We start from the raw sequence: 24622 nt of genomic DNA, 5'->3' as shown, positions 1-24622 counted from the left end.
TGCTTTGTGCAAGTGCATTGATGGACGGCGGCAGACTGCCAGCCGTCACATCAATATGGCGCTTTGCGTGCAGCGGCGATGAACGCCCGGATCTTCGCATGATCCTTGATACCCTTGCTCGCCTCTACCCCACCGCTGACGTCGACCGCGTAGGGCCTCACCCGGGCCACGGCGTCGGCGACGTTTTCCGGCGTCAGGCCACCCGCCAGAATCAGTGGTTTGCTCAAATCCGGCGGAATCAGAGACCAGTCGAAGGCCTCACCGGTTCCGCCGGGCACACCCTCGACATAAGTGTCGAGCAGTACGCCACTGGCACCCGGGTAAGCAGCAACGGCTGCAGCAATGTCATCGCCGGCCTTGACCCGCAACGCCTTGATATAAGGCCGACGCCATTCTTCGCAGGCTTCAGCGCTTTCATCGCCATGGAACTGCAACAGGTCCAGCGGTACGGCGTCGAGGATTTCCCCCAGCTCGCAGCGACTGGCGTTGACGAACAGGCCGACGGTGGTCACGAATGGCGGCAGGGCGCGGATGATCGCCCTCGCCTGCTGCACGTTCACCGCTCGCGGACTCTTGGCATAAAACACGAAACCAATGGCGTCAGCCCCGGCTTCGACCGCTGCCAACGCATCCTCTATGCGGGTAATCCCGCAGATCTTGCTGCGAACGGCTGACATATCGAGAAAAACTCCGAGGCAAAATCCGGGAAAGTCCCGGATGGTAACAAAAGCGTTCGAGGGCGTCAGCCGTCAAGTTCGGAGAAACCCGTAAGGAAATGTGGCCCGACAAAACGCTCGGGCAACGGGAATTCGTCGTGGTACTCGACCTGCACCAGATAGAGGCCATACGGATGCGCGGTGACGCCGCCGGAACGGCGCTCGCGACTTTCCAGCACTTCCTTCATCCACTCCACCGGCCGCTCGCCGGCACCAATGGTCATCAAGACCCCGGCAATGTTGCGCACCATGTGATGGAGAAACGCATTGGCGCGGATGTCGAGCACGATCATCTTGCCGTGACGGGTGACGCGCAGGTGATGCATCTTCTTGATGGGCGACTTGGCCTGACACTGGCCGGCGCGGAACGCACTGAAATCATGAGTACCGATCAGGTACTGCGCGGCCTCAGCCATGCGCTCGACGTCGAGCGGACGGTGGTTCCAGGTGATTTCTTCGTTCAGATGCGCCGGGCGGATCTGATCGTTGTAGATCACATAGCGGTAACGCCGGGCGATGGCCTTGAAGCGCGCATGGAAATGCGCCGGCATGACTTTGGCCCAACTGACACTGATGTCATGGGGCAAATTGATGTTGGCCCCCATGACCCAGGCCTTCAGTGAACGCTCGACCGGCGTGTCGAAATGCACCACTTGCCCGCAGGCATGCACGCCGGCATCGGTGCGCCCGGCGCATTGCAGCGAAATCGGTGAATTGGCGACTTTCGACAGCGCTTTTTCGAGTTCTTCCTGAACCGTTGCCACACCCGTCAACTGACGCTGCCAGCCGCTGTAGCGCGAGCCTTTGTACTCAACGCCCAGCGCGACGCGGTAAAAGCCGTCGGGGGCCATTTCGGCGACCGGGTTATCTATGTTTGCCAAGGTGGGACAGCCTGCTGTTTGTGCAAAGGCGGGCATTATAAGGCTGTGGTTCAGGGATGCCAGAAGGTTCTCTGTCGCCTCATCGGCCTCCATCGCTGGCAAGCCGGCTCCCACAGTTTCTCTGGCGTACGCAGAACCTGTGGGAGCCGGCTTGCCAGCGATGACAATAGCCAGGAGAACACAGATTCCGGCCCAAACAAAAACGGCAGCCTCACTGGGCTGCCGTTTTTTTTGTTTACCGCTGAACTTACGCCAGGTTCGAGAGCATTTCCTTGGCCTCGCCACGCTGCTTCTCGTCACCCTCGGTCAACACTTCATTGAGGATGTCGCGCGCGCCGTCGTTGTCGCCCATGTCGATGTAGGCCTGAGCCAGATCGAGCTTGGTGGCCGCTTCGTCAGTGCCGGCGAGGAAGTCGAAGTCATCTTCGCCCAGATCGTCACCGATCGCCGCATCGGCTTCGGTGAAGGTCGGTTCGGCGATGCTTTGCGACAGGCGATCCAGCTCGGCGTTGACGTCGTCCAGCTCGGTTGCGAACGCATCGGGTTCGGCGGGCGGGTTGCTGTCCATTTCGTCGGCCAGCGACAGGTCGAAATCGGCAGGCAACTCCAGATCATCCTGCGGCACGTCGGCAACGACCGGCGGCTCGACCGGTGCAAGATCCTTCACGCCTTCGTCCAGATCCAGCAAGAAATCGTCATCAGCCAGAGCCGCCGGCGCCGGCTCGGCACCAAGGTCCAGATCCAGGTCGAAGTCCGACAGATCATCCAGATTGTCTTTGATCTCGGTCTGCTGTTGCAGCACCGACTCAAAGCTCAGATCGTCGTCCGCCGGGAATTCGTCCAGCTCCACCGGCGCTTGCGGCTCAACCACTGGGGCTGGTGCTACCGGAGTGATGTTGTCGAGATCGTCCAGGCTCAGGTCGAACGCGCTGTCCAGATCGTCTTCCTGCGGTGCCGGAGCCGGCGCCTCAGGCTCATCCAGCAACAGGTCTTTGACGTATTGCGCGTCCAGCTCGGCGGCAACTGCCGCTGCCGCCAGACCGCTCGCGGCAACCACTGCCATAGCCGGAAAGCGGCTTTTCAGCTCTTCGACTTTGGCAAAATTGTCGCCATTGGCCACCAGCTGTCGCTCTTGCCCGACGAACGCATCGCGATCGCCCTGCTGACCGTAGACTTCCATCAGCTTCAGGCGCAAGTCACTGCGTTGCGGTTCGAGGCTGACACCCTCTTCCAGCAGTGCGGCTGCCTGATTCAGGCGACCAGCATTGATGTGCGACTGCGCCTTGTCCAGCACGTCATCCGAGCGCTCGGCGGCAGGGGCCACCAGCGGCGCGGCAATCGGCTCAGCCATCACCACTGGCGCCACCACCGGCGCCGGAGCTGGAGCCGGAGTGTTGAGCTTGACGCTTGCCGCCGGCACTTCCAGGCCTTCGAAGCTGCTCTCAGGCAGATCCTGCTCGGCGGAGAATTCCTGCTCTTCAGACAGCGCACGCGCCATGCGCATATGCTTTTCGGCTTCCTGCTGCGCTTTGCGACGACGCGCCAGCAGCAACAGCAAGAGCAACAGAACAACCGCACCACCGCCGACCAGACCCAACAGAATCGGATTAGTCAGCAGCTCGTTGAAGGTTTTCTCATCATCGACAACCGCAGGCTTGGGTTCGACAACCGGCTCAATCGGGGTCTCGACCGGTGGCGCAATGGCCGATTCCGGTGTAGGAGAAGCCGCCTCTGCCGGCGTCGCTGGCGGCGTCGCGGCCAGTTCGGCGGTGATCGCCGGGACGGCAGGTGCTGCAGGATTCGCGGCGGGCGCAGCGCCTGGCCCTTCGGCCTGCATCTTCGCCAGTTGATTGTTCTTCAGCTCGATCAGCTTTTGCAGCTTGTCCAGCTGACTTTGCAGATCGGCCATGCGGCTTTTCAGTTCTTCGTTGTCACGACGGGTCGTGTCGAGGCTTTCCTGAGTCACCGCCAGTTTATTGCTCAGCGCCTTGGCATCGCCTGCCGGGCCTTTGCCGCGCCCCTTGGCGTTTTCGGCGGAGACCAGGCTCAGGTTGTCCTGGGCATTCTGAGCGGTGCCGGCATTGCCGCGACCACGCCTGGTGGCATCGAGCTGCTGCTGACCGGTGCCTGGCTTGGCCACATAACGACGGCCCTGACGCCAGGCTTCGTTCTGCGCGGCAACTTCAGCAATCGCCTTCGACTGTGGCAGCGCGGTGCTTTGCACCGAGTCCGGCAAACGCAGCACCTGACCGGTTTTCAGCCGGTTGATGTTGCCGTCGATAAACGCGTTCGGGTTGAGCGCCTGAATCGCCAGCATGGTCTGCTGCACTGAACCGCCAGTGCGCGCCTTTGCAGCAATTTCCCACAGGGTGTCGCGCGGCGTGGTGGTGTACTGAGTCGGATGGGTGGCACCGGTGGTCGGCGCAGTGATGGTCTGCGTCGGCGCCGGTTGCGCGGCGGCGTCAGCGGTCTGCGGCGAGAACTTCGATGGATCCAGCAGTACGCTGTAATCGCGCAGCAGACGGCCGTTCGGCCACATCACTTGCACGAGGAATTTCACCATCGGTTCCGACAACGGCTTGCTCGAGGTCACGCGCAGCACGCTTTTGCCGCTGGCGTTGAGCACCGGAGTGAACGTCAGGTCATTGAGGAAGGCCTGACGGTCAACGCCGGCCTTGGCGAAGTCTTCAGGAGACGCCAGGCTCGGCACCACTTCGGCAGCGGTGAGATCCTTGACGTCGAGCAACTCGATCTCGGCCACCAGCGGCTGGTTCAGGGTCGACTTCAGGGTCAGCTCCCCGAGCCCGAGGGCATGCGCCATACCGGAGGACAGCGCCGAGGCGGCCGCTATTGCTAACACCAGTTTGCGAACTTGAACCATAGCCTCATCCTTTGTTTGAACGTTCCTCGGCCAGCGAGAAGATGTTGATTGCCGCTGCCGTAAGGCATTGCGCGCGACGACGACAGACTGCCGCGCGCGATCATTTCTTTGATGCCCCGGAAAGTCCCGGAGGGTGACACGTTATCAAGTGCTCCGGGCAAGCATAGCGCTCACCTAGAATCAGTCGACAAATTGTTGCCAAGTATCTTTTACAGCAGGTCTTTTATCAACAATTCAGCGACCTGCACAGCATTCAGGGCGGCCCCTTTGCGTACGTTATCTGACGTCAGCCACAGATTAAGTTCCGCCGGGTCATCGACGCCAGTACGCACGCGACCGACATAGACAACATCCTGCCCCACCGCGTCCCCCACTGCGGTCGGATAATCGCCGGCTTCGACAAGCTCAATACCCGGTGCGTCCTCCAGCGCCGCGTTGACCTTTTCCAGGTCGACCGCGCTCGCTGACTGCAAGGTCACGCTATAGCTATCGCCAAAAAACACCGGGGCTTGAACGCAAGTTGCGGAAATCTTTAATAAAGGCTGCGCCAGCACCTGACGCAACTCGCGCACCAGACGTTTTTCCAGCAGCGTATGGCCCTGAGCATCGGGCGTGCCGACCTGGGCCAGCAGGTTGAAGGCCATTTGCCGGTCGAAGAAAGTCGGCTCCAGCGGACGCATGTTCAATAGTTCAGCGGTCTGCCGGGCCAGCTCGGTGACGGCTTCGCGACCTTGCGCGGAAACGGCCAGATTGGCGGTGACGTTGACGTATTGCAGGTCGAGCAGGTCGAGCAGCGGCGCCAGCACCACGGCCAGCGTCGTCGCCGACGGGCTTGGGCTGCTGACCTGGAACGGCGCTTTCAGGCCGGCGATCACCTCGGCGTTGGCTTCCGGCACCACTTGCGGCGCCTGCTCGGCCGGCAATGCGCCGGACAGGTCGATCAGCGAGCAACCAGCCGCGTGGGCGCGTGCCACGTAGCTCAGGGAGATGGCCGGGCCGGCGGCGAAAAACACCAGTTTGACCTTGCTGAAATCGAACTCGTCGACTTCACGCACGCGCACGTTCTTGTTGCGGAACAGCACCGAGCTGCCAGCGGATTCGCTGCTGGCCAGCAAGTGCAGGTTGCCGACCGGGAAGTCGCGCTCTTCGAGAATCTGTACGAGGGTTTCGCCGACAGTACCGGTGGCGCCGACGACGGCAATATCAAGGGTCTGGGTCATGGTTCTACCTCTGGCGAAACGGGGGGAGCGGCACTTTACCGGGTGACTGGCGCACAGGCAATTTCTGCAGGATTTGTGGCGACTGCGCCTGCCCCTTCGCGAGCAAGCTCGCTCCCACAGGGGAATGCATTTCAAGGTGGGAGCGAGCTTGCTCGCGAAGGCGACAGAACATACACCCGAGAAACCTCAGGTATAAAAAAACCCGCACCTCTCACAAGGCACGGGTTCTTTCATTGCTTCAAGCGATCAACGCTCCAGCAGGATCCGCAGCATGCGACGCAGCGGTTCGGCCGCGCCCCACAGCAGCTGGTCGCCGACGGTGAAGGCACCGACGAATTGCGAACCCATGTTCAGCTTGCGCAGACGCCCCACCGGCACATTCAGGGTGCCGGTGACCTTGGTCGGGCTCAGCTCCTGCATGCTGATCTCGCGCTGGTTCGGCACCAGTTTGACCCAAGGGTTGTGCTGGCTGATCAGCCCTTCGATGTCGGCGATCGGCACGTCTTTGTTCAGCTTGATGGTCAGCGCCTGGCTGTGGCAACGCATGGCGCCGATGCGCACGCAGATGCCATCGACCGGGATCGGGCTCTTGAAGCGGCCGAGGATCTTGTTGGTCTCGGCCTGGGCCTTCCACTCTTCGCGGCTCTGGCCGTTCGGCAGTTCCTTGTCGATCCACGGGATCAGGCTACCGGCCAGCGGTACGCCGAAGTTTTCGGTCGGGTACGCGTCGCTGCGCATGGCTTCGGCCACTCGACGGTCGATGTCGAGGATCGCGCTGGCCGGATCGGCCAGTTGATCGGCCACCGCCGCGTGGGTTGCGCCCATCTGCTTGATCAGTTCACGCATGTTCTGCGCGCCGGCCCCAGAGGCCGCCTGATAAGTCATGGCGCTCATCCACTCGACCAGACCGGCTTCGAACAGACCGCCCAGGCCCATCAGCATCAGACTGACGGTGCAGTTGCCGCCAATGTAGTTCTTGGTGCCCGCGTCCAGTTGCTGGTCGATGACCTTGCGGTTGACCGGATCGAGAATGATCACGGCGTCATCGTTCATGCGCAGGCTCGAGGCCGCGTCGATCCAGTAACCCTGCCAGCCGGCTTCGCGCAGCTTCGGGAACACTTCGCTGGTGTAGTCGCCGCCCTGGCAGGTCAGGATCACGTCGAGGGTCTTCAGCTCGTCAATGCTGTAAGCGTCCTTGAGCGGAGCAATGTCCTTGCCCACGGACGGGCCTTGGCCACCGACGTTGGAAGTGGTGAAAAACACCGGCTCGATTAGATCGAAATCCTGCTCTTCCAGCATCCGCTGCATGAGCACGGAACCGACCATCCCGCGCCAACCGATCAGACCTACACGTTTCATCGCAACTACACCTTCTTGAAAAGTGGGCCGCTGCTTTGTATTGAATTTCGCAGCGGGCCCGAGAGATTACAGATTCCGCAGCGCGGCGACTACTGCGTCGCCCATTTCCTGCGTACCGACTTTGGTGCAACCGGCCGAATAGATGTCGCCAGTGCGCAGGCCTTGATCCAGCACCACGCTGACGGCTTTCTCGATGGCATCGGCCGCGTCATGCAGATTGAAGCTGTAACGCAGCATCATCGACACCGACAGAATGGTCGCCAGCGGGTTGGCGATACCTTTGCCGGCGATGTCCGGGGCCGAACCGTGGCAAGGCTCGTACATACCCTTGTTGTTCGAATCCAGCGACGCCGACGGCAGCATGCCGATCGAACCGGTGAGCATCGACGCTTCGTCGGACAGGATGTCGCCGAACATGTTGTCGGTGACGATCACGTCGAACTGCTTCGGTGCGCGCACCAGCTGCATGGCGGCGTTGTCGACGTACATGTGGCTCAGTTCGACTTCCGGGTAATCCTTGGCGACCTGCTCGACCACTTCGCGCCACAGTTGGCTGGACGCCAGTACGTTGGCCTTGTCCACCGAGCACAGTTTCTTGCCGCGCACCATGGCCATGTCGAAACCGACACGGGCGATGCGGCGGATTTCGCTTTCGCTGTACGGCAGGGTGTCGTAGGACTGACGCTCGCCGTTTTCCAGGGTACGGGTGCCACGCGGCGCGCCGAAGTAGATGCCGCCGGTCAGTTCACGGACGATCAGGATGTCCAGACCGGCAACGATTTCCGGCTTCAGGCTCGAAGCGTCGGCCAGTTGCGGGTACAGAATCGCCGGACGCAGGTTGCCGAACAGGCCCAGTTGCGCACGGATTTTCAGCAGACCACGCTCCGGGCGGATGTCACGCTCGATGGTGTCCCATTTCGGGCCACCCACCGCGCCCAGCAGCACGGCGTCGGCAGCACGGGCACGGTCGAGGGTTTCGTCGGCCAGCGGCACGCCGTGCTGGTCGATGGCGGCGCCACCGATCACGTCATGGCTCAGCTCGAAGCCCAGGCTGTACTTGTCGTTGGCCAATTCCAGAACCTTGACCGCTTCGGCCATGATTTCCGGACCAATACCGTCACCTGGGAGAATCAGAATCTGCTTGCTCATGCTTTCCTCGTGTCTTCAGTCGGTGCGCCTCTAACTGACGCGCCCGGAAAAATTCTTAACGCTCGGCGATCAGCACAATCACATCTGTACTGAACGAGCCGTCGGCATCAATCTCAAAATATTCGCGTACTTCACTGCCCATCGACTGCTGCAACTGGCGGATCGCCGCGCGCATCACGTCGGGTGTGCGCATGCGCTCGACCCAACTGCTGTACTCCAGACGCAGGCGCTGACGGGTGGTGCTGCGGGTATGCAGCCGCGCCTCGCTGACCTGCCGCAACCACTCGCCGGCGGAATAATCGCGCACATGGCTGGTGTCGCGCAGCACTTCGACGCTTTGCAGGTAAGTGTCGAACAACGGGCTGCCCGGTGACAACACGTCAACGAATGCCGCCACACCGCCCGGTTTCAGTACCCGACGCACTTCACGCAGGGCCACGCCGAGGTCGCTCCAATGGTGCGCCGAATAACGGCTGAACACGAAGTCGAACTCGCCATCGGCAAACGGCAGACGCTCGGCGGCGCCGTTGACCGTGGCAATGTTGGCGAAACCGCGATCCACAGCCGCAGCGGCGACCACATCGAGCATCTGCTGCGACAGGTCGTAGGCCACCACTTCTTTCACCAGTGGCGCCACATGAAAACTCACATAACCGGCGCCGCACCCCAGATCCAGCACCCGCGCCTCGCCCTGCCCCGCCAGCTCAGCCTGTAGCAGCGCGAATTCGGTGCCTTGCGCGTGAACGGCGCTGCTCAGGTAGGCGGCGGCCTGTTCACCGAATTGCTTCTGTACGACCTGAGAGTGTTGGGCGGTGCTGGTCATGGTCACATCCTTCTGGGTTTTAGCCTTGTATTGCCTGGACTAACGCCTTCGCGAGCAAGCTCGCTCCCACACTTGAAATGCATTCCCCTGTGGGAGCGAGCTTGCTCGCGAAGAGGCCAGCCTGAACTGCATCAATTCAAAACTTGCTTATGCGTCGCGGAACAACCACGGCTGACTAACCCGATGCTTGGCTTCGAATGCCGCAATCGCATCGCCGTCCTGCAAGGTCAAACCGATATCGTCCAGACCGTTCAACAGGCAATGCTTGCGAAACGCGTCGATCTCAAAGTTGTAAATCTTGCCGTCCGGACGGGTTACGGTCTGCGCCTGCAGGTCGATCTGCAATTGATAGCCCGGCTCAGCCTCCACCTGCTTGAACAATTCATCGACTTCAGCGTCGCTCAAGATGATCGGCAGCAAGCCGTTCTTGAAACTGTTGTTGAAGAAGATGTCGGCGTAGCTCGGCGCAATGATGCTGCGGAAACCGTATTCTTCCAGCGCCCACGGCGCGTGTTCACGGCTGGAGCCGCAACCGAAGTTCTCGCGGGCCAGCAACACGCTGGCGCCTTGATAACGCTCGGCGTTGAGCACGAACTCCTTGTTCAATGGGCGCTTGGAGTTGTCCTGATACGGCTGGCCGACATCCAGGTAACGCCACTCGTCGAACAGGTTCGGCCCGAAACCGGTGCGCTTGATCGACTTCAGAAACTGCTTGGGGATGATCTGGTCGGTGTCGACGTTGGCACGATCCAGAGGCGCGACAAGACCAGTGTGCTGGGTAAAAGCTTTCATGCTGCGCTCTCCTTCAGATCAATTCACGAACGTCGATGAAACGACCGTTCACCGCCGCCGCAGCGGCCATGGCCGGGCTCACGAGGTGGGTACGACCACCGGCGCCCTGACGGCCTTCGAAGTTGCGGTTGGAGGTCGAGGCGCAATGCTCGCCGGATTCCAGACGGTCCGGGTTCATTGCCAGGCACATCGAGCAACCCGGCTCGCGCCATTCGAAACCGGCCTCGAGGAAAATCTTGTCCAGACCTTCGGCCTCAGCCTGGGCCTTCACCAGACCCGAGCCCGGCACCACGATCGCCTGCTTGATGGTCGATGCCACTTTGCGGCCCTTGGCAATCACGGCAGCAGCGCGCAAATCTTCGATTCGCGAGTTGGTGCAGGAGCCGATGAATACGCGATCCAGTTGAATGTCGGTGATCGCCTGATTGGCGCTCAACCCCATGTACTTCAAGGCGCGGACGATCGAGTCACGCTTGACCAGATCCATCTCCTTGGCAGGATCCGGCACGTTCTGGTCAACCGCCAAAACCATCTCAGGCGAAGTGCCCCAGCTGACTTGCGGCTTGATTTGCGCGGCGTCCAGCTCAACCACGGTGTCGAATTTGGCGTCAGCATCGGACACCAGATCTTTCCAGGCTTCGACCGCCATGTCCCATTCGGCGCCTTTCGGGGCGAAGGGACGACCTTTCACGTAATCGACGGTCTTTTGATCCGCCGCCACCAGGCCCACACGGGCGCCGGCTTCGATGGACATGTTGCAGATGGTCATGCGGCCTTCGACAGACAGGTCGCGGATCGCGCTGCCGGCAAATTCGATGGCATGGCCGTTACCGCCGGCGGTGCCGATCTTGCCGATCACCGCGAGGACGATGTCCTTGGCGGTCACGCCGAACGGCAATTGCCCTTCGACGCGGACCAGCATGTTCTTCATTTTCTTGGCGACCAGGCACTGGGTGGCGAGCACGTGCTCAACCTCGGAGGTGCCGATGCCGTGGGCCAGCGCGCCGAACGCACCGTGGGTCGAGGTGTGCGAATCGCCGCAGACCACGGTCATGCCCGGCAAGGTCGCGCCCTGCTCCGGGCTGATCACGTGGACGATGCCTTGGCGCACGTCGTTCATCTTGAACTCGACGATGCCGTATTCATCACAGTTGTCATCGAGGGTCTGCACCTGCAAACGCGAGACCTGGTCGGCAATCGCTTCAATCCCGCCCTTGCGTTCCGGGGTCGTCGGTACGTTGTGGTCCGGGGTCGCGATGTTGGCATCAATGCGCCAAGGCTTGCGCCCGGCCAGACGCAGGCCTTCGAAAGCTTGTGGCGAAGTCACTTCGTGGATGATGTGACGATCTATATAGATCAACGCCGAGCCATCGTCGCGCTGCTTGACCAAATGCGAATCCCAGAGCTTGTCGTAGAGCGTTTTGCCGGCCATCAGACGGTTCCTCATCAGCTTGTTTCTATGCCCTGGGCTTATCAATAACCCTTTGGCTTGTGAGGCCGATCCTATGGGGTTACATTAAATAACTCAAATTCATATTTTTTATGCTTTGGATAACCAACTGGAATACGAACCATGGATCTGGCCAACCTCAATGCTTTTATCGCGATCGCCGAGACGGGCAGCTTCTCTGGCGCCGGCGAACGCCTGCATCTGACGCAGCCGGCGATCAGTAAACGCATCGCCGGCCTGGAGCAGCAATTGAAGGTGCGCCTGTTCGACCGCCTGGGCCGCGAAGTAGGCCTGACTGAGGCCGGCCGCGCCCTGCTGCCACGGGCTTATCAGATTCTCAACGTGCTGGACGACACCCGCCGCGCCCTGACCAACCTCACCGGCGAAGTCAGCGGGCGCCTGACCCTGGCCACCAGTCACCACATCGGTTTGCACCGTTTGCCGCCGCTTTTGCGGGAATTTACTCGTCGCTACCCACATGTGGCGCTGGATATTCAGTTCCTCGATTCGGAAGTGGCCTACGAAGAAATTCTCCATGGCCGTGCAGAACTAGCGGTCATCACCCTGGCGCCGGAACCGCACGCGCTGGTCAAAGCCACGCCGGTGTGGGACGACCCGCTGGATTTCGTGGTCGCACCGGAGCATTCATTGATCGGCAACGGCCCGGTCAGCCTGGCCGACATTGCCGGTCATCCGGCGGTTTTCCCCGGCGGCAACACCTTTACTCACCATATTGTCCAACGCTTGTTCGAAGCCCAGGGACTGACGCCGAATATCGCCATGAGCACCAACTATCTGGAAACCATCAAAATGATGGTCTCGATCGGCCTGGCGTGGAGTGTTTTGCCGCGCACCATGCTCGATGAGCAGGTGGCGAGCATCGCTTTGCCGGGCATACAGCTCAGTCGCCAGCTAGGCTATATCCTGCACACCGAACGGACGCTATCGAATGCAGCAAGAGCCTTTATGGCCTTGCTGGATGCTCAAGTCGATCTGCCAGGGACTTAAGGCCAACTTATGTTACTCCGAGAGAGCCGCTGCCCCTGTGCCTAACGCCAACATCAGCTCAAGGCCCGTTAACAATGCCGAAATCTGTTGACCGAATTCCGCCGATGCCGCGCATTCAAGCGATTGACCCGCGTCATTCCGAGCAGAGCTGGGAGAGTGCGCCGCAATTGCTCGCTGCCCTCAACGGCGCGCGGCTCGGTGCCTGGTACTGGGACATCGAGCGCGGCCAGATCAGTTGGTCGCGGGGCACTCAGGCATTGTTCGGCTTCGATCCGCGGCAACCGCTGCCGGAAGATCTGGAATACCTCGATCTGCTGCCTCCGGAAGACCGCGCGAAAACCGTGCGCGCCTTCCACGCGGTGATTGCCGGCGCACCACTGGAACAGGCGATGCACCACCGCATTCGCTGGCCGGACGGCAGCCTGCACTGGCTGGAGATCAGTGGCAGCCTGCTGCCGGACAAACACGGCCGCCCCCGAATGATCGGGGTGATTCGCGAAATCACCCACCAGCGTCAACGCGAACAGGCTTTGAGCAGCTCGGAGAAACGTTTCGCCACACTCTTTCACCTGTGCCCGAACATGGTGTTGCTGACGCGCCAGGAAGACGGCCTGATCAGTGAAGCCAACCAGTATTTCGAAAGCCTGTTCGGCTGGCCGGTGCAGACCGCCATCGGCCGCACCACCCTGGAACTGGGCCTGTGGGTGCACCCTGAACAACGCGGCGAACTGGTGAAGAAAACCAAGGCCAAGGGCGAACTGATCAGCATGGAAGTGCAGTTTCGCGCCAGCAACGGTCAGGTGCATGACGGCATTCTCAGTGCGCAAAAGGTCGAACTCGAAGGCCAGCCCTATCTGCTCAGCACGTTCCTCGACACCACCGAGCGCAAAGCCGCCGAACTGGCACTGAAGGACAGTCAGGAACGCCTCGACCTGGCGCTGGATTCCGCGCAGCTGGGTACCTGGGACTGGCACATCCCCAGCGGCATGCTTTACGGCTCGGCGCGTGCCGCGCAGCTGCACGGGCTGGAGCCAAAACCGTTCCATGAATCATTCGACGAGTTTTTCGAAGGCGTGCCCGGCCAAGAGCGCGACAGCATGCGCAATGCGTATCGCAGCCTGCGCGAAGGTCCGGCGGGCAACTATCAACTGACTTATCGCGTGCAACTGCCGGACGGCAGCTCGCGATATCTGGAAAGCCGCGCCCGCCTCTACCGCGACGACAACGGCGCGCCGCTGCGCATGGCCGGGACGTTGCTGGACATCACCGATCAGGTCGAACGCGAACAGCGATTGGTGGCCTCGGAAGAGAAATTCGCCACGCTGTTCCAGGTCAGTCCCGACCCGATCTGTGTCACCCGCCAGGACAGTGGCGAATTCATCGAAATCAATAACAGTTTTACCCAGACTTTCGGCTGGAGCGCCGCCGACGTGATCGGCCATACCGCCGAAGAAATCGGCCTGTGGGACGCATCGGCGAAAAGCCTGCAGCGCATCGAGCGCGTGATTCGCGAGCAGGGGCTGAGCAATGTCGCGATCATCGTCCAGCACAAGGACGGCCAGTCGCTGACCTGCGTGATTTCCAGCCGGCAGATCAGCGTTGGCGATCAGCCGTGCATCGTCACCACGTTGCGCGACATCACCCAGCAACAGCGTTCGGAAGCCGCACTCAAGGCCAGCGAAGAGAAATTCGCCAAGGCGTTCCACTCCAGCCCCGACGCGATCACCATCACCGAGCGCGACACCGGGCGTTATCTGGAGGTCAACGACGGTTTCTGCCGCCTGACCGGCTATCGCGCGGACGAAGTGGTGGGCAAGACCGTGTATCAGGTCGGCATCTGGGCCGAGGAGAAACAGCGCTCGGCGTTGCTCGCCGAGCTGCAGATCAAGGGCCGCGTGCATCATCAGGAAATGCTCGGGCGCAACAAGCGCGGTGAGTTGCTCACCGTCGAGGTTTCAGTCGAGCCGATCACCCTGAATGAAACCGCGTGCCTGCTGCTGACAGCCCGCGACGTCAGCTTGCTGAAAAACGCCGAGGCCCAGATTCGTCATCTGGCATATCACGATCCGCTGACCAACCTGCCCAACCGCGCTCTGTTGATGGATCGCCTGAGCCAGCAGATTGCCCTGCTCAAACGCCACAACCTGCGCGGCGCGCTGCTCTTTCTCGACCTCGATCACTTCAAGCACATCAACGATTCCCTCGGCCACCCGGTCGGCGACACGGTGCTGAAGATCATCACCGCGCGACTCGAAGCCAGCGTGCGCATGGAAGATACCGTCGCGCGTCTGGGCGGTGATGAGTTCGTGGTGCTGCTCAGTGGTCTGGAGGGCACACGCAACGAGGTCAGCACCCAGGTGCGGGAACTGGCCGACACCATCCGCGAACTGCTGTCGGAACCGATGTTCCTCGACGGCCAGCGCCTGCAAGTGACGCCGAGTATCGGCGTGGCGTTGATTCCCGACCACGGTTCGACCCCGACCGACTTGCTCAAACGCGCCGACATCGCGCTGTACCGGGCCAAGGATTCCGGGCGCAACACCACGCAGATGTATCACAACACCATGCAGAAAGCCGCCAGCGAACGGTTGCGCATGGAGACCGACTTGCGCCTGGCGCTGTCGCGCGGCGAATTCAACGTGCACTTCCAGCCGCAGGTCGACGCCCGGGACAACCGCATCATCGGCGCTGAAGCGCTGGTGCGCTGGCACCACCCGGAGCTGGGTACACAATCGCCGACCGAGTTCATCAAAGTGCTGGAGGACAGCGGCCTGATTCTCGAAGTCGGCACCTGGATCCTCGACGAAGCCTGTGACGCATTCAAAGAGCTGATCGCGCTGAAACTGGTCGACCCGCTGAATTTCAGCCTGTGCGTGAACATCAGCCCGCGACAGTTCCGCCAGAACGATTTCGTCGAACGCATCGAACACAGCATGTCCAGTCATGGCCTGCCGTGCTCGCTGTTGAAACTGGAGATCACCGAAGGCATCGTCATCCAGAATCTGGAAGACACCATCAGCAAGATGCGCCGCCTGAAAAAACTCGGGGTGAGCTTCGCCATGGACGATTTCGGCACCGGCTATTCGTCGCTGACCTACCTCAAGCGCTTGCCGGTGGACACGCTGAAAATCGATCAGTCGTTTATTCGCGATGCAACCACCGACCCGAACGACGCCGAGATCATTCGCGCGATCGTCGCCATGGCGCGCAGCCTGGAGCTGGAGGTGATCGCCGAAGGCGTGGAAACTCCGGAGCAACTGGCGTTCCTGCAGGGTCTGGGTTGCCATTTGTATCAAGGCTATCTGCACAGTCGGCCGATGGCGCTGGAGGCGCTGAAAGGGCTGCTGCCCTGAAGCAGGCAACGGCGCAGGCTGCAACAGAACCCTGATTGCCACGGTTTGCGGCAACCTGTAGGGTCGCGTTTTTTTGCGCCGTTTCGAGAACGATCATGCAGGATGCAACCCTCCCCCGCCCGGCCCTGCTGGGCATTGACCTTGGCACCACCAACAGTCTGATCGCCGTCTGGCAGGACGGTCAGGCCCGGTTGATTCCCAACGCCCTCGGTGACGTGCTGACCCCGTCGGTGGTCAGCCTCGATGAAGATGACACCATTCTGGTCGGCAAAGCCGCCCGCGCCCGCCTGACCACCCACCCTGACCGCACGGCCGCTGCCTTCAAGCGCTTCATGGGCAGCGACAGGCAGATCGAGCTCGGCAGCCGCCATTTCAGTCCGGAAGAGTTGTCGGCGCTGGTGCTCGGCTCACTCAAGCAGGACGCCGAGGCCTTCCTCGGCCACCCGGTCTCTGAAGCGGTGATTTCCGTGCCCGCGTACTTCAGCGACGAGCAACGCAAGCGCACCCTGTTCGCCGCCGAGCTGGCCGGTCTTGCCGTCACGCGCCTGATCAACGAACCGACCGCCGCCGCCATGGCCTACGGGCTGCACGAGCAAAAGTTCGAACGCACACTGATTTTCGATCTGGGTGGCGGTACGTTCGACGTCACAGTGCTGGAATACGCGCTCCCGCTGATTGAAGTGCATGCGTCCACCGGCGACAACTTCCTCGGTGGCGAAGACTTCACCGCCGCGCTGTTGCAGGCGTGCCTGAAAAACTGGCAACTGAACCCGTCAATGGTTGATGCGCAAGGCATGGCCAGCCTTGGCGATGCGCTGGAACAACTCAAGTGCAAACTCGGCGAAGGGACACAGCAGCTGAACTGGCGTCACGGCGACACGACGTTCGAATGGTCACTGGACGAAGCCGCTGCCGTGAAGATCTGGGAGCCGCTACTCGCCCGCCTGCGCGCACCGATCGAACAGGCCCTGCGCGATGCGCGGCTCAAACCCCGCGATCTCGACAGCCTGGTATTGGTCGGTGGCGCCACGCGGATGCCGGCGGTGCAGCAAATGGTCGCCACGCTGTTCGGGCGCCTGCCGTACCGGCATCTCGACCCGGACACCATCGTTGCGCTCGGGGCGGCCACGCAAGCCGCGTGCAAGGCGCGCGATGGCGCGGTGGAAGAGCTGATTCTGACCGATGTCTGCCCTTACACGCTGGGCATCGCGACCATGCGCGGCAACGGCATCGACGGCGCTTTTTCGCCGATTATCGAACGCAACACCATCATCCCGACGTCACGGGTGGAGCGCTATCACACCACCCACCCCCGTCAGGAACAGATCCGTATTGCTGTCTATCAGGGTGAACGACCGTGGGTACGCGACAACATCCTGATTGAGGCTTTCGATGTCGACTTGACGCCCTGCGATCACATTCAGGAACTGGATGTACGCTTCAGCTATGACATCAATGGTTTGCTCGAAGTCGACGTCACGTTGCTCGAGACCGGTGATCGCCACAGCCACAGTATCGACCGCAGTCCTACAGGGCTGGATGAGCAGGCGCGCCGGGACAGCCATAACCGGCTGTCCACATTGAAGGTCCACCCACGCGACGCATTGCCCAACCGCACCTTGCTGGCCCGTCTGGAACGGGCATGGATGCAGAGCCTCGGAACGCAACGCGAACGCATTGCCGAATGGCTGCACAGCTTCACCGCGGTCCTCGGTGGCCAGCAATCATCCGAGATCGCGAGCCACCGCTCAGAGCTCAACAAGGCGCTGGACCAACTGCGCCTCTAGCCATTGAGGCGGCGCAATGCGGCCTGCAGGCCGCCGGACAGTGTTTCGCCACCCCCGCTGTCCGGCGGCACGCCATAGCGGTTGGGCAACTTGTCCCCTGGAAAGCCGAACAGCACCAACGGCAAAAATGGCAGCACCGGTGACAGCGCCATGAATATGAGCAACGTGGGAATGCCCCGACCCATGTCATGCAAGCGGCGCAGAATGGCGCCGAGCAACACCAGAACAGCGAGCAACAGGATAAGAATGCCAGCGGCCGTGGTGCCACTGATCAGACCCGCCACCGGTGCGATCACCAAACACCCCAGGACCTGAGCGATAAAAGCCTTGCGCCCCAGTCGCGACCCGAGGCGCCAGATCGCACCTGCCGGTACCGGTTGAATATCACTGTTGGCCAGTAGTAAACGCTCCGACCAGGACAGCAACGCACACAGCGCCAGCCGCAAGCCGACGCTGTTCTGCACGTCATCCTTGCCCTGCTGCAATTGGCGCAGTACTCGCGTTTTCGGCACACCGGCAGCGCCATAACGAATCAGGCCCTTGAGGGCATCGAGCGCCTCATACGCCAGTAGTTTGTCGACGCCAAAATCCGTCAATACCTTGCGCGGTGGCCACACCGGCTCGCCTTTGATCAATCCATCGCGAAAACCTTCGAACCAGTCGTCCTCACAACTGACCGCCGCGATGGATTGCAATAAGGCCCGGTGCTGCTCGGCGCTCAGGCTCGGGTCGTGATAGAGCACGCCCCAGAACATCAACAACCCCAGCAGATCGTCGCCGCAGGCATCCCGGTCGCTTTCGACGCAAGTGTAAAGCAAGGTATTGGCAGGCAACCTGGCGCTGTCGAGGGCCTGTTGTACGCTGAACAATTGTTGCACCAGCAAACCGTGAACCGGGTCATCGCCTTGCAGCCATCCCAGTAAGCCGTCGCAGCTGCCTTGCTCACGCTGCAAACGCTGCAACAATGGCTGCAGCCGAGCCAGAGGATGAGCGGGGTTGAACGACAGACGCTCCAGGCACCGCGCATCAATCAATTGCAACCAGCGTTCCGGCTGCTCCAGCAACGCCAGCAAAAACAGGCTCTGGGCATGCCACTCCCATGCAGCTGCGCCCAGGCCGACCGGCGGCAACTCAATTGCGCGACGACTCAACTGCAAAAGCAAATCGAGTTCGGACAAGTCACAGTCATCTTTGACAGCGCTCAGTCTGAACGCTTCGGCCATTCGCTCCAGCGCTGCGCTGCTGTAAGGCCGCAAGCGTCGCAGCCACAAACGACAGACCTTGTGCGGCTCGCCTTGTGTCAGCACCTCCGGCAACTGCCGCGAGTTCGAATCCGCCTCGCAGAAAGCGTCCATCGCCTGTGCAATCGGTGCCCTGCTCAACCAGCGCAGATGCTGCCCGGCCTGATATTTGAAGCCGCTCAAGACCAGGCTTTCGAGCGCATCGACCGGCAGCGGTGCATCCAGAATCTGCTGCAGCAACAGCGAGTCGCCCCGATGCAACGCCCAGGCGTGCCGGTAAAGCTGCAGCAATCGGCTGTCGACATTCTCACCCAACAATTGTGCGAGCAATGGAAGCTCATCACCCGTCATGCGCCAGTCGACAAAACTCTGGGCCAGACTCTCCAGCTGCAGCCGCCCGACACCCAGCCAACGATTCAGCGTCTCCGGGCGTTGCGACGGGCTGCCAGACACCTGACATTCATCCCCGAGATCCTCTGACCAGTCAGCACAGTCCTGCAGACGATCGAACGCCTGAATCAGCAGCGGCAGAAAGGTCGGCTGGCGCTTGGCACACAATTCCAGCAGACGACTTTCCGCCATTGGATGACGATGTTCGTTCCAGAGCCGGATCCAGCAAGGCAGTGCCTGATCGTCCCGCCCCAACAAGCTGCTCTGACACGCCAACAGGTACAACCAGTCCACATCATCCGGCGCTGCACGTTGCTGTTCGACGCAGCACTGCAAAAATGTCGACACTCCGATGCCCGCCTGCGTGAACTGCACCAGCAGACGTTTGATGAACGCAGCATCATCCGGCAACGGCAGGCACGTGTGCTGACTGGCGAAGTCGGCGAACTCATGGAGCGGGCGCTGGGTGAAAATGAAGTCCAGGCTCCGCGCGTACCACAGCGATTCAGTCTGCGCGGCCTCCGACCAGGCGCTCATCAGATCCGTGTCGAACGGGTCGGGGCCCTCGATTCGCCGCAGAAAGGCTTCAACCCGCTGGGCGTCGTTGAACTCCAGATCCAGCAACTGTTGATCCCAGGCCATACGCTTGGCCAACAGGTTTGCGCAACGGTAGGACAACGGACCGGCGTCGGCCATCCGGTGGTACAGCCCCCAGCCGAGTTCATCCAGTGCATCCAGCGACAGTTCATCCAGTGCCTGGACAAAGGCCTGCCACGCCGCGAAATTGAAGCGTCGCGCAGGATCGTCAAGCAGTTCGCAGAAATCCACGAACGTCTGCGGGACCTCCTTGACCGTCGGCTCTGCTGCTTCGGGCTCTGGCTCGGATTCCTCCTCGTCTGCACGGGCCAGACGCAGGGCGTTTTCGTAGGCCATGCGCAGTGCCTGAAAGCCTTCCGGGTCAGTCTCCGGATGATGCGCCGGCAGGCGTGCGCGGTAGGCATTGCGAATCAGGGTTTCGTCAGTCGTAGGCTCGATGCCCAGTCGGATCCAGCAACTCATGACCAGTCGAACTCCTTGAGCGATATCGGACGTGGCGGCGGATCAATGTCCATGTGCCAAGGCAAATCGGCCAGAAAGTGCGGAATGTTCTGCGCAAGACCGCGACTGATCCGCAGGTTATGAGCGCTGTTGCCTTGCCGGTCCAGCGCGCCAGCGAGCTCGTCATCGCTGGCGCTCAAGCAGCACCAAAAAGTCCGCCCCACCACAAAGCCATTGAAATATGCCATCCAGCTGCCGTAGTGAAATTGCGCCCTGATGGCCAGGCGACTGTGCAGCCAGTTGCTCTCGACCAGATCGATCCACTGATTGCGCACCGCGCAACGCAAGAGGAAGCCCATGCGCCCATAATCCCAAGACAAAATCCCCCCGGGACCGCAGCTGCCGAATGTACGGCTGGCGAATTCATGCAGGACACGTTGGCGGGGGCTCAGGTCTGCAAGCAAGGCCTGCCATTCGCTCGGCAGACAACGCTGCCAGGCCATATAGGCCGCGCTGAGGTGCCTGGCATGGCCGTCATCGGTCATCCCTTCGAGCATCTCGAACAATTGCCGCCGATCATCGATCCCCCAGCTGTCTCGCAGATCAATGTATCGGTCGTCGCAGAAAGCGGGGTCGGCATACCCGGCGCCGGTATTGAGCGCTGCCATCGGCGCAGAAAGGGCGCACAGCCAACGCTGCTGAATATCGTCCATGAAAAAGGCTCCAGGCCGACCGCCAGGGAGTGGGGTCGGCAAAACTGCGGCGGATTGTAGAGAAACCGTTGTCGGCGGCAAAGTCGCACAACGCTTTTCTTACGCCCATAAAAAAGGCCCCGACGTATCGGGGCCTTCATTCAGCGGCTCAGCGCCTGCTCAGACATTTTGTGTCTGCAAGTGAATCAATGTTGCAGAGCCGGCTTCTGCGCCCCGTTGATCGGGATGCGCTTGGCCTTCGCTTCTTCCGGGATCACCCGCAACAGGTCGATGCTCAACAGACCGTTGCTCAGATCGGCGGCCTTGATCTCGATGTGATCGGCCAGCCGGAAGGACAGCTTGAAGGCTCGCTGGGCAATGCCCTGATGCAGGAAGGTCACGCCTTCGTTGGCATCACGCTTGCCGCCACTGATGGTCAGCACACCTTTCTCGACTTGCAGCTCCAGGTCTTCTTCCTGGAAACCGGCTGCGGCCACGACGATGCGGTATTGGTCATCACCGTGCTTTTCGACGTTGTAAGGTGGGTAGCTGCTGCCTGGTTCGTTGCGCAGCGCGGTTTCGAACAGGTCGTTGAAGCGGTCGAAACCCACCGAGGAACGGAACAGTGGTGCGAGGGAAAATGCAGTACTCATGGTTCAAATCTCCTGAAAACAATCAGCAAGTTTTTGTGTCTCCGCGACCCGAATTCGGCATCGCGTACCCCTTAGATAGGGACCGCTGAAATGATTTCAAGAGAGTATTTGCAGATTTTTTTCAGGCCGCTTCGGCGACCGGCAGGCCGAGCAAACGCGAGACCTGGTCTGGCTCGGTTTCGCGACGGAGCACGGTAAACAGCTCGGTGGCCTCGGGATAATTGCGTGTCAGCATTGCCAGCCATTGCTTCAAACGGCCCGGCGACTGACGCGCGGTCATCTGCGCCTTGGCTTGCAGCCAGAAGTCCTGGATCAGCGGCATCAGCTCGGCCCAGGTCATCTCGACCACGTCCTCGCCAGCACGGGCAGCCGCGATTTGCCTGGCCAGATCCGGGCGCGACACCAGGCCTCGACCGAGCATGATGTCCTCGACCCCACTGATCTCGCGGCAACGCCGCCAGTCCTCGACGCTCCAGATATCACCGTTGGCAAACACCGGCACCTTGACCACATCCTGCACCCGCGGAATCCACTCCCAGTGTGCCGGCGGCTTGTAGCCATCGACTTTGGTCCGGGCGTGAACCACGATGTGCTCGGCACCGCCTTCGGCCAGCGCAGTGGCACAGACCAGCGAGCCGTCCGGGCTGTCGAAGCCGAGACGCATCTTGGCGGTGACCGGGATGTGCGCCGGCACGGCGCGGCGCACGTGCTCGACAATGGTATTGAGCAGTTCCGGCTCCTTGAGCAGCACCGCCCCGCCCCGGGATTTGTTGACGGTCTTGGCCGGGCAGCCGAAGTTGAGGTCAATCACTTCAGAACCGAGTTCGCAGGCCAGCGCCGCGTTTTCCGCGAGGCATACCGGGTCAGAGCCGAGCAACTGCACGCGCAGCGGGACACCAGATCGGGTACGGGCACCATTGAGCAACTCCGGACCGAACTTGTGGAAATAGGCCGGTGTGAGCAACTGATCGTTGATCCGAATGAATTCGGTGACGCACCAGTCGATGCCGCCAACACGGGTCAGCACGTCGCGCAGGATGTCGTCGACCAACCCCTCCATGGGCGCCAGGGCAATTTGCATGGGGAAACACTACTTGAAGAAAACGTGCGGCAGTTTACTGGATTACGAGAAAAACCGCAGATCCCCTGCAGACTCACTCCTACAGATTAGATTTGCGCAGATTCTGAGGCCTGAATTGCGGGACCGTAGCCCTCGATAAACTCCGCCGGCATGCGCTTGGGCTTGCCGGTGGACAGCTCGATGCAGACGAACGTGGTTTGCGCGCGCAGCAGAGTGGTGTTATCGCTCGGGCGTTTCAGCTGGAAATGCCGGGTCATTTTCAGCCGTTGATCCCAATCGACGATCCAGGTCGCCAACTGCAGCTCATCGCCTTCATAAGCGGCGGCCAGATAATCGATCTCGTGACGCACCACGGCCATCGCCCGATCCAGCCGGCGGTACTCGACCAGATCCAGCCCCAGACGCTGCGAGTGGCGCCAGGCACAGCGTTCCAGCCAGGTCACGTACACCGCGTTATTCGCGTGGCCCAGCCCGTCGATGTCCTCGGCGCCGACTTGCAGATCAATGGTAAACGGCGTTGCCCGATCCCAACCCATGCCCCACTCCCGGTCAATTGATTCAACCGGGGCAGTGTAACGGAGCTCAGGCCGATTGGCGCGCCTGAAGGCTGCGCCCGGCCAACAGTGATAACACGCCATCCACCACCCGAGGGTCAGCCAGCACGCGCTGGTGGCCACCGCTTTCCAGGCGCAGCAGACGGCTGTCGAACCATGATTCGTGAATCAGCTGCGATTCCTTGACCGAAACGAAGGTGTCGTCCTCGGCATGCACGATCAGCCCCGGCATATCCAGTTGATAGTGCGCGACATCCAGAGTGGCGGCGCGCATGCCGACGTCCTGCTCGACCTGCCGGATAAAGGCGGAACGCGCTCTGGGCGGCAAGCCGACATAGCGTGCGAAACCGCGTAACACGCCGAGAATTCGGGCCGGCGCGGCAATGCTGACGAGGGTTTCGGTGCGCAACCCCAATTGCACGGCGAGCATCGCGCTGGCGCCGCCCATGGAGTGGCCGATGACCGCTTGCAACGGTGGCAGCTCGGCAGCGGCTTCGAGCATGGCACGGGCGAACAGCACGACATTGGCCTCTCGCCCCGGCGAACGACCGTGGGCCGGACCATCGAGGGCCACAACCGTGTAACCGGCCTCGACCAATGCCGTGATCAGCGCGGCAAACTGGGTTGGCCGCCCTTCCCAGCCATGCATCAGCAGCACGGTCGGGCCTTGGCCCCAGCGCAACGCTGAGAGACCAAAGCGCAAAGTGATTCGTTCGGAATTGGCCAGCAGCGGCAATTCCCAATCACGCAAAGGCAGCGTGCGTGGCGTCATGAACGCCAGGCGCATTTTGCTCGCTACCCGTTTCGGTGCAATCCAGCCCAAGGTGCCATTAACGCCACGAATCCACTTCAACGTGTTCATCGTTCTCTCCTCAGGCGAATTGCCTTCAGGTCAACGCACCGCCGACTTGGCCGCGCGCAGCAATCGATCGGATAAATCTCCCGGCCCCAGGGCCCTTGCGAGCGCCAGCCCGCCCACCATCAAGGCCACGTCGGCCAGGGCTTTGTCGGTGTCCTCGGGGCTGGACGCCAACTGCGCAATCATCAACTCCAGATGCTCGTTCAGTGCCACGCGGAACGACTCCGGCAAACGGCCCAGTTCGCCGATGGAGGCTGGAATCGGGCACGCCGCGTCGCTGGAATCACGATGCTTGCGCGACAGATAGAAGGCCGCGACCAAGGCGCGACGCTCTTCCCCGGTCAGGTCGGCGTCCATGTCGGCAATCAGGTCGCGTCGGCGACCCAGGAGTTGCTTGAACGCTTCGAGCATCATCGCGTCCTTGCTTTCGAAGTGCGCATAGAAGCCGCCGACGGTCAGGCCGGCCGCGCCCATCACTTCGCCCACGCTTGGGTCTGCCGGGCCACGCTGAATCAATGCGGCGCTGGCAGCCTTGAGGATGCGTTCGCGGGTTTGAGCTTTTTTATCGTTCATCGTTGCCTCCGAATATTACGACTAGAATATTATTCGCATAATAATATTCTGCAAGTCAAGGTTATGACCGCTGGTCTGAAGCACAGTGTAAGGAAAAAGGAGAATTGGCCAAACGCCAGACA

Annotated in this window: 19 protein-coding genes; 3 read left to right on the top strand and 16 right to left on the bottom strand. The window is 61.2% G+C overall.

The window, feature by feature from the left end; translation table 11 throughout:
• Positions 1-50: 50 nt before the first annotated feature.
• The 9 genes from PseuLF5_RS11675 to leuC form a co-directional block, all read right to left on the bottom strand.
• Positions 51-677 (bottom strand): phosphoribosylanthranilate isomerase, encoded by a 627-nt coding sequence (locus tag PseuLF5_RS11675; protein ID WP_128614842.1) that lies wholly within the window; start codon positions 675-677, stop codon positions 51-53.
• Positions 678-742: 65 nt separating this feature from the next.
• On the bottom strand, positions 743-1567 hold the full coding sequence (truA, locus tag PseuLF5_RS11670) for a tRNA pseudouridine(38-40) synthase TruA (RefSeq protein ID WP_177490526.1): 825 nt from the start codon (positions 1565-1567) through the stop codon (positions 743-745).
• 277 nt (positions 1568-1844) lie between these two features.
• A complete protein-coding gene (locus tag PseuLF5_RS11665; protein ID WP_340133577.1) occupies positions 1845-4478 on the bottom strand; it encodes a FimV/HubP family polar landmark protein in 2634 nt (877 codons plus the stop codon).
• Between the two features lie 209 nt (positions 4479-4687).
• A complete protein-coding gene (locus PseuLF5_RS11660; protein WP_123463414.1) occupies positions 4688-5698 on the bottom strand; it encodes an aspartate-semialdehyde dehydrogenase in 1011 nt (336 codons plus the stop codon).
• 246 nt (positions 5699-5944) lie between these two features.
• Positions 5945-7057, bottom strand: coding sequence for an aspartate-semialdehyde dehydrogenase (gene asd / locus PseuLF5_RS11655; protein ID WP_064363920.1), 1113 nt, complete (start codon positions 7055-7057; stop codon positions 5945-5947).
• 66 nt (positions 7058-7123) lie between these two features.
• The gene (gene leuB / locus PseuLF5_RS11650; RefSeq protein WP_123463416.1) at positions 7124-8206 is read right to left on the bottom strand and encodes a 3-isopropylmalate dehydrogenase; all 1083 of its coding nucleotides are present in this window, start codon (positions 8204-8206) and stop codon (positions 7124-7126) included.
• Between the two features lie 55 nt (positions 8207-8261).
• Positions 8262-9029: a class I SAM-dependent methyltransferase gene (locus tag PseuLF5_RS11645; protein ID WP_340133575.1), complete on the bottom strand. Its 768-nt coding sequence runs from the start codon at positions 9027-9029 to the stop codon at positions 8262-8264.
• Between the two features lie 147 nt (positions 9030-9176).
• Positions 9177-9821, bottom strand: a complete 645-nt coding sequence (gene leuD, locus PseuLF5_RS11640) for a 3-isopropylmalate dehydratase small subunit (RefSeq protein ID WP_340133574.1) — start codon at positions 9819-9821, stop codon at positions 9177-9179.
• 13 nt (positions 9822-9834) lie between these two features.
• Entirely contained in the window at positions 9835-11253 is a 1419-nt protein-coding gene (leuC, locus tag PseuLF5_RS11635; protein ID WP_123463421.1) for a 3-isopropylmalate dehydratase large subunit, read from the bottom strand.
• A 141-nt stretch (positions 11254-11394) separates the two neighbouring features.
• On the opposite strand from leuC, the gene PseuLF5_RS11630 reads away from it, so the two are divergent.
• The 3 genes from PseuLF5_RS11630 (at position 11395) to PseuLF5_RS11620 (ending at position 17419) form a co-directional block, all read left to right on the top strand.
• Positions 11395-12279 carry a LysR family transcriptional regulator gene (locus PseuLF5_RS11630; protein WP_340133573.1) on the top strand — a complete coding sequence of 295 codons (885 nt, stop codon included), beginning with the start codon at positions 11395-11397 and terminating at the stop codon, positions 12277-12279.
• Between the two features lie 74 nt (positions 12280-12353).
• Positions 12354-15632, top strand: a complete 3279-nt coding sequence (locus tag PseuLF5_RS11625) for a sensor domain-containing protein (RefSeq protein WP_123463425.1) — start codon at positions 12354-12356, stop codon at positions 15630-15632.
• 95 nt (positions 15633-15727) lie between these two features.
• On the top strand, positions 15728-17419 hold the full coding sequence (locus PseuLF5_RS11620; protein ID WP_340133572.1) for a molecular chaperone HscC: 1692 nt from the start codon (positions 15728-15730) through the stop codon (positions 17417-17419).
• Here the strand turns inward: PseuLF5_RS11620 and PseuLF5_RS11615 are convergent.
• The 7 genes from PseuLF5_RS11615 to PseuLF5_RS11585 form a co-directional block, all read right to left on the bottom strand.
• Complete coding sequence (locus PseuLF5_RS11615) at positions 17416-20109, bottom strand: DUF805 domain-containing protein (RefSeq protein WP_340133571.1); 2694 nt, start codon at positions 20107-20109, stop codon at positions 17416-17418. The two genes, PseuLF5_RS11620 and PseuLF5_RS11615, sit on opposite strands and share 4 nt — an antisense overlap.
• Complete coding sequence (locus PseuLF5_RS11610; RefSeq protein ID WP_123463431.1) at positions 20106-20801, bottom strand: DUF1266 domain-containing protein; 696 nt, start codon at positions 20799-20801, stop codon at positions 20106-20108. The genes PseuLF5_RS11615 and PseuLF5_RS11610 overlap by 4 nt, the downstream gene beginning before the upstream one ends.
• Before the next feature lie 185 nt (positions 20802-20986).
• Complete coding sequence (locus tag PseuLF5_RS11605; RefSeq protein WP_123463433.1) at positions 20987-21433, bottom strand: Hsp20 family protein; 447 nt, start codon at positions 21431-21433, stop codon at positions 20987-20989.
• A gap of 121 nt (positions 21434-21554) precedes the next feature.
• Positions 21555-22514 (bottom strand): tRNA dihydrouridine synthase, encoded by a 960-nt coding sequence (locus PseuLF5_RS11600; RefSeq protein WP_128613521.1) that lies wholly within the window; start codon positions 22512-22514, stop codon positions 21555-21557.
• A gap of 86 nt (positions 22515-22600) precedes the next feature.
• The gene (locus tag PseuLF5_RS11595; RefSeq protein WP_016985250.1) at positions 22601-23050 is read right to left on the bottom strand and encodes an acyl-CoA thioesterase; all 450 of its coding nucleotides are present in this window, start codon (positions 23048-23050) and stop codon (positions 22601-22603) included.
• A gap of 46 nt (positions 23051-23096) precedes the next feature.
• On the bottom strand, positions 23097-23930 hold the full coding sequence (locus PseuLF5_RS11590; protein WP_123463437.1) for an alpha/beta fold hydrolase: 834 nt from the start codon (positions 23928-23930) through the stop codon (positions 23097-23099).
• A 30-nt stretch (positions 23931-23960) separates the two neighbouring features.
• On the bottom strand, positions 23961-24500 hold the full coding sequence (locus PseuLF5_RS11585) for a TetR/AcrR family transcriptional regulator (RefSeq protein WP_123463439.1): 540 nt from the start codon (positions 24498-24500) through the stop codon (positions 23961-23963).
• Positions 24501-24622 lie beyond the last annotated feature (122 nt).

The sequence above is a fragment of the Pseudomonas sp. LF-5 genome, from assembly GCF_037626295.1.
Lineage (GTDB): Bacteria > Pseudomonadota > Gammaproteobacteria > Pseudomonadales > Pseudomonadaceae > Aquipseudomonas > Aquipseudomonas monsensis.
The sequence above is the reverse complement of the archived record's forward strand: the minus strand, read 5'-3'. Positions and strand labels throughout refer to the sequence as shown.

Bases quoted from the DNA above. Each gene is read 5' to 3' on its own strand.
- PseuLF5_RS11600 (WP_128613521.1), bottom strand. From the start codon at position 22,514: ATGCAAATTGCCCTGGCGCCCATGGAGGGGTTGGTCGACGACATCCTG.
- PseuLF5_RS11595 (WP_016985250.1), bottom strand. From the start codon at position 23,050: ATGGGTTGGGATCGGGCAACGCCGTTTACCATTGATCTGCAAGTCGGC.
- PseuLF5_RS11630 (WP_340133573.1), top strand. From the start codon at position 11,395: ATGGATCTGGCCAACCTCAATGCTTTTATCGCGATCGCCGAGACGGGC.
- leuC (WP_123463421.1), bottom strand. From the start codon at position 11,253: ATGGCCGGCAAAACGCTCTACGACAAGCTCTGGGATTCGCATTTGGTC.
- leuD (WP_340133574.1), bottom strand. From the start codon at position 9,821: ATGAAAGCTTTTACCCAGCACACTGGTCTTGTCGCGCCTCTGGATCGT.
- PseuLF5_RS11665 (WP_340133577.1), bottom strand. From the start codon at position 4,478: ATGGTTCAAGTTCGCAAACTGGTGTTAGCAATAGCGGCCGCCTCGGCG.
- PseuLF5_RS11610 (WP_123463431.1), bottom strand. From the start codon at position 20,801: ATGGACGATATTCAGCAGCGTTGGCTGTGCGCCCTTTCTGCGCCGATG.
- truA (WP_177490526.1), bottom strand. From the start codon at position 1,567: ATGGCCCCCGACGGCTTTTACCGCGTCGCGCTGGGCGTTGAGTACAAA.
- PseuLF5_RS11660 (WP_123463414.1), bottom strand. From the start codon at position 5,698: ATGACCCAGACCCTTGATATTGCCGTCGTCGGCGCCACCGGTACTGTC.
- PseuLF5_RS11625 (WP_123463425.1), top strand. From the start codon at position 12,354: ATGCCGAAATCTGTTGACCGAATTCCGCCGATGCCGCGCATTCAAGCG.
- PseuLF5_RS11605 (WP_123463433.1), bottom strand. From the start codon at position 21,433: ATGAGTACTGCATTTTCCCTCGCACCACTGTTCCGTTCCTCGGTGGGT.
- PseuLF5_RS11585 (WP_123463439.1), bottom strand. From the start codon at position 24,500: ATGAACGATAAAAAAGCTCAAACCCGCGAACGCATCCTCAAGGCTGCC.
- PseuLF5_RS11645 (WP_340133575.1), bottom strand. From the start codon at position 9,029: ATGACCAGCACCGCCCAACACTCTCAGGTCGTACAGAAGCAATTCGGT.
- PseuLF5_RS11620 (WP_340133572.1), top strand. From the start codon at position 15,728: ATGCAGGATGCAACCCTCCCCCGCCCGGCCCTGCTGGGCATTGACCTT.
- PseuLF5_RS11675 (WP_128614842.1), bottom strand. From the start codon at position 677: ATGTCAGCCGTTCGCAGCAAGATCTGCGGGATTACCCGCATAGAGGAT.
- asd (WP_064363920.1), bottom strand. From the start codon at position 7,057: ATGAAACGTGTAGGTCTGATCGGTTGGCGCGGGATGGTCGGTTCCGTG.
- PseuLF5_RS11615 (WP_340133571.1), bottom strand. From the start codon at position 20,109: ATGAGTTGCTGGATCCGACTGGGCATCGAGCCTACGACTGACGAAACC.
- leuB (WP_123463416.1), bottom strand. From the start codon at position 8,206: ATGAGCAAGCAGATTCTGATTCTCCCAGGTGACGGTATTGGTCCGGAA.
- PseuLF5_RS11590 (WP_123463437.1), bottom strand. From the start codon at position 23,930: ATGAACACGTTGAAGTGGATTCGTGGCGTTAATGGCACCTTGGGCTGG.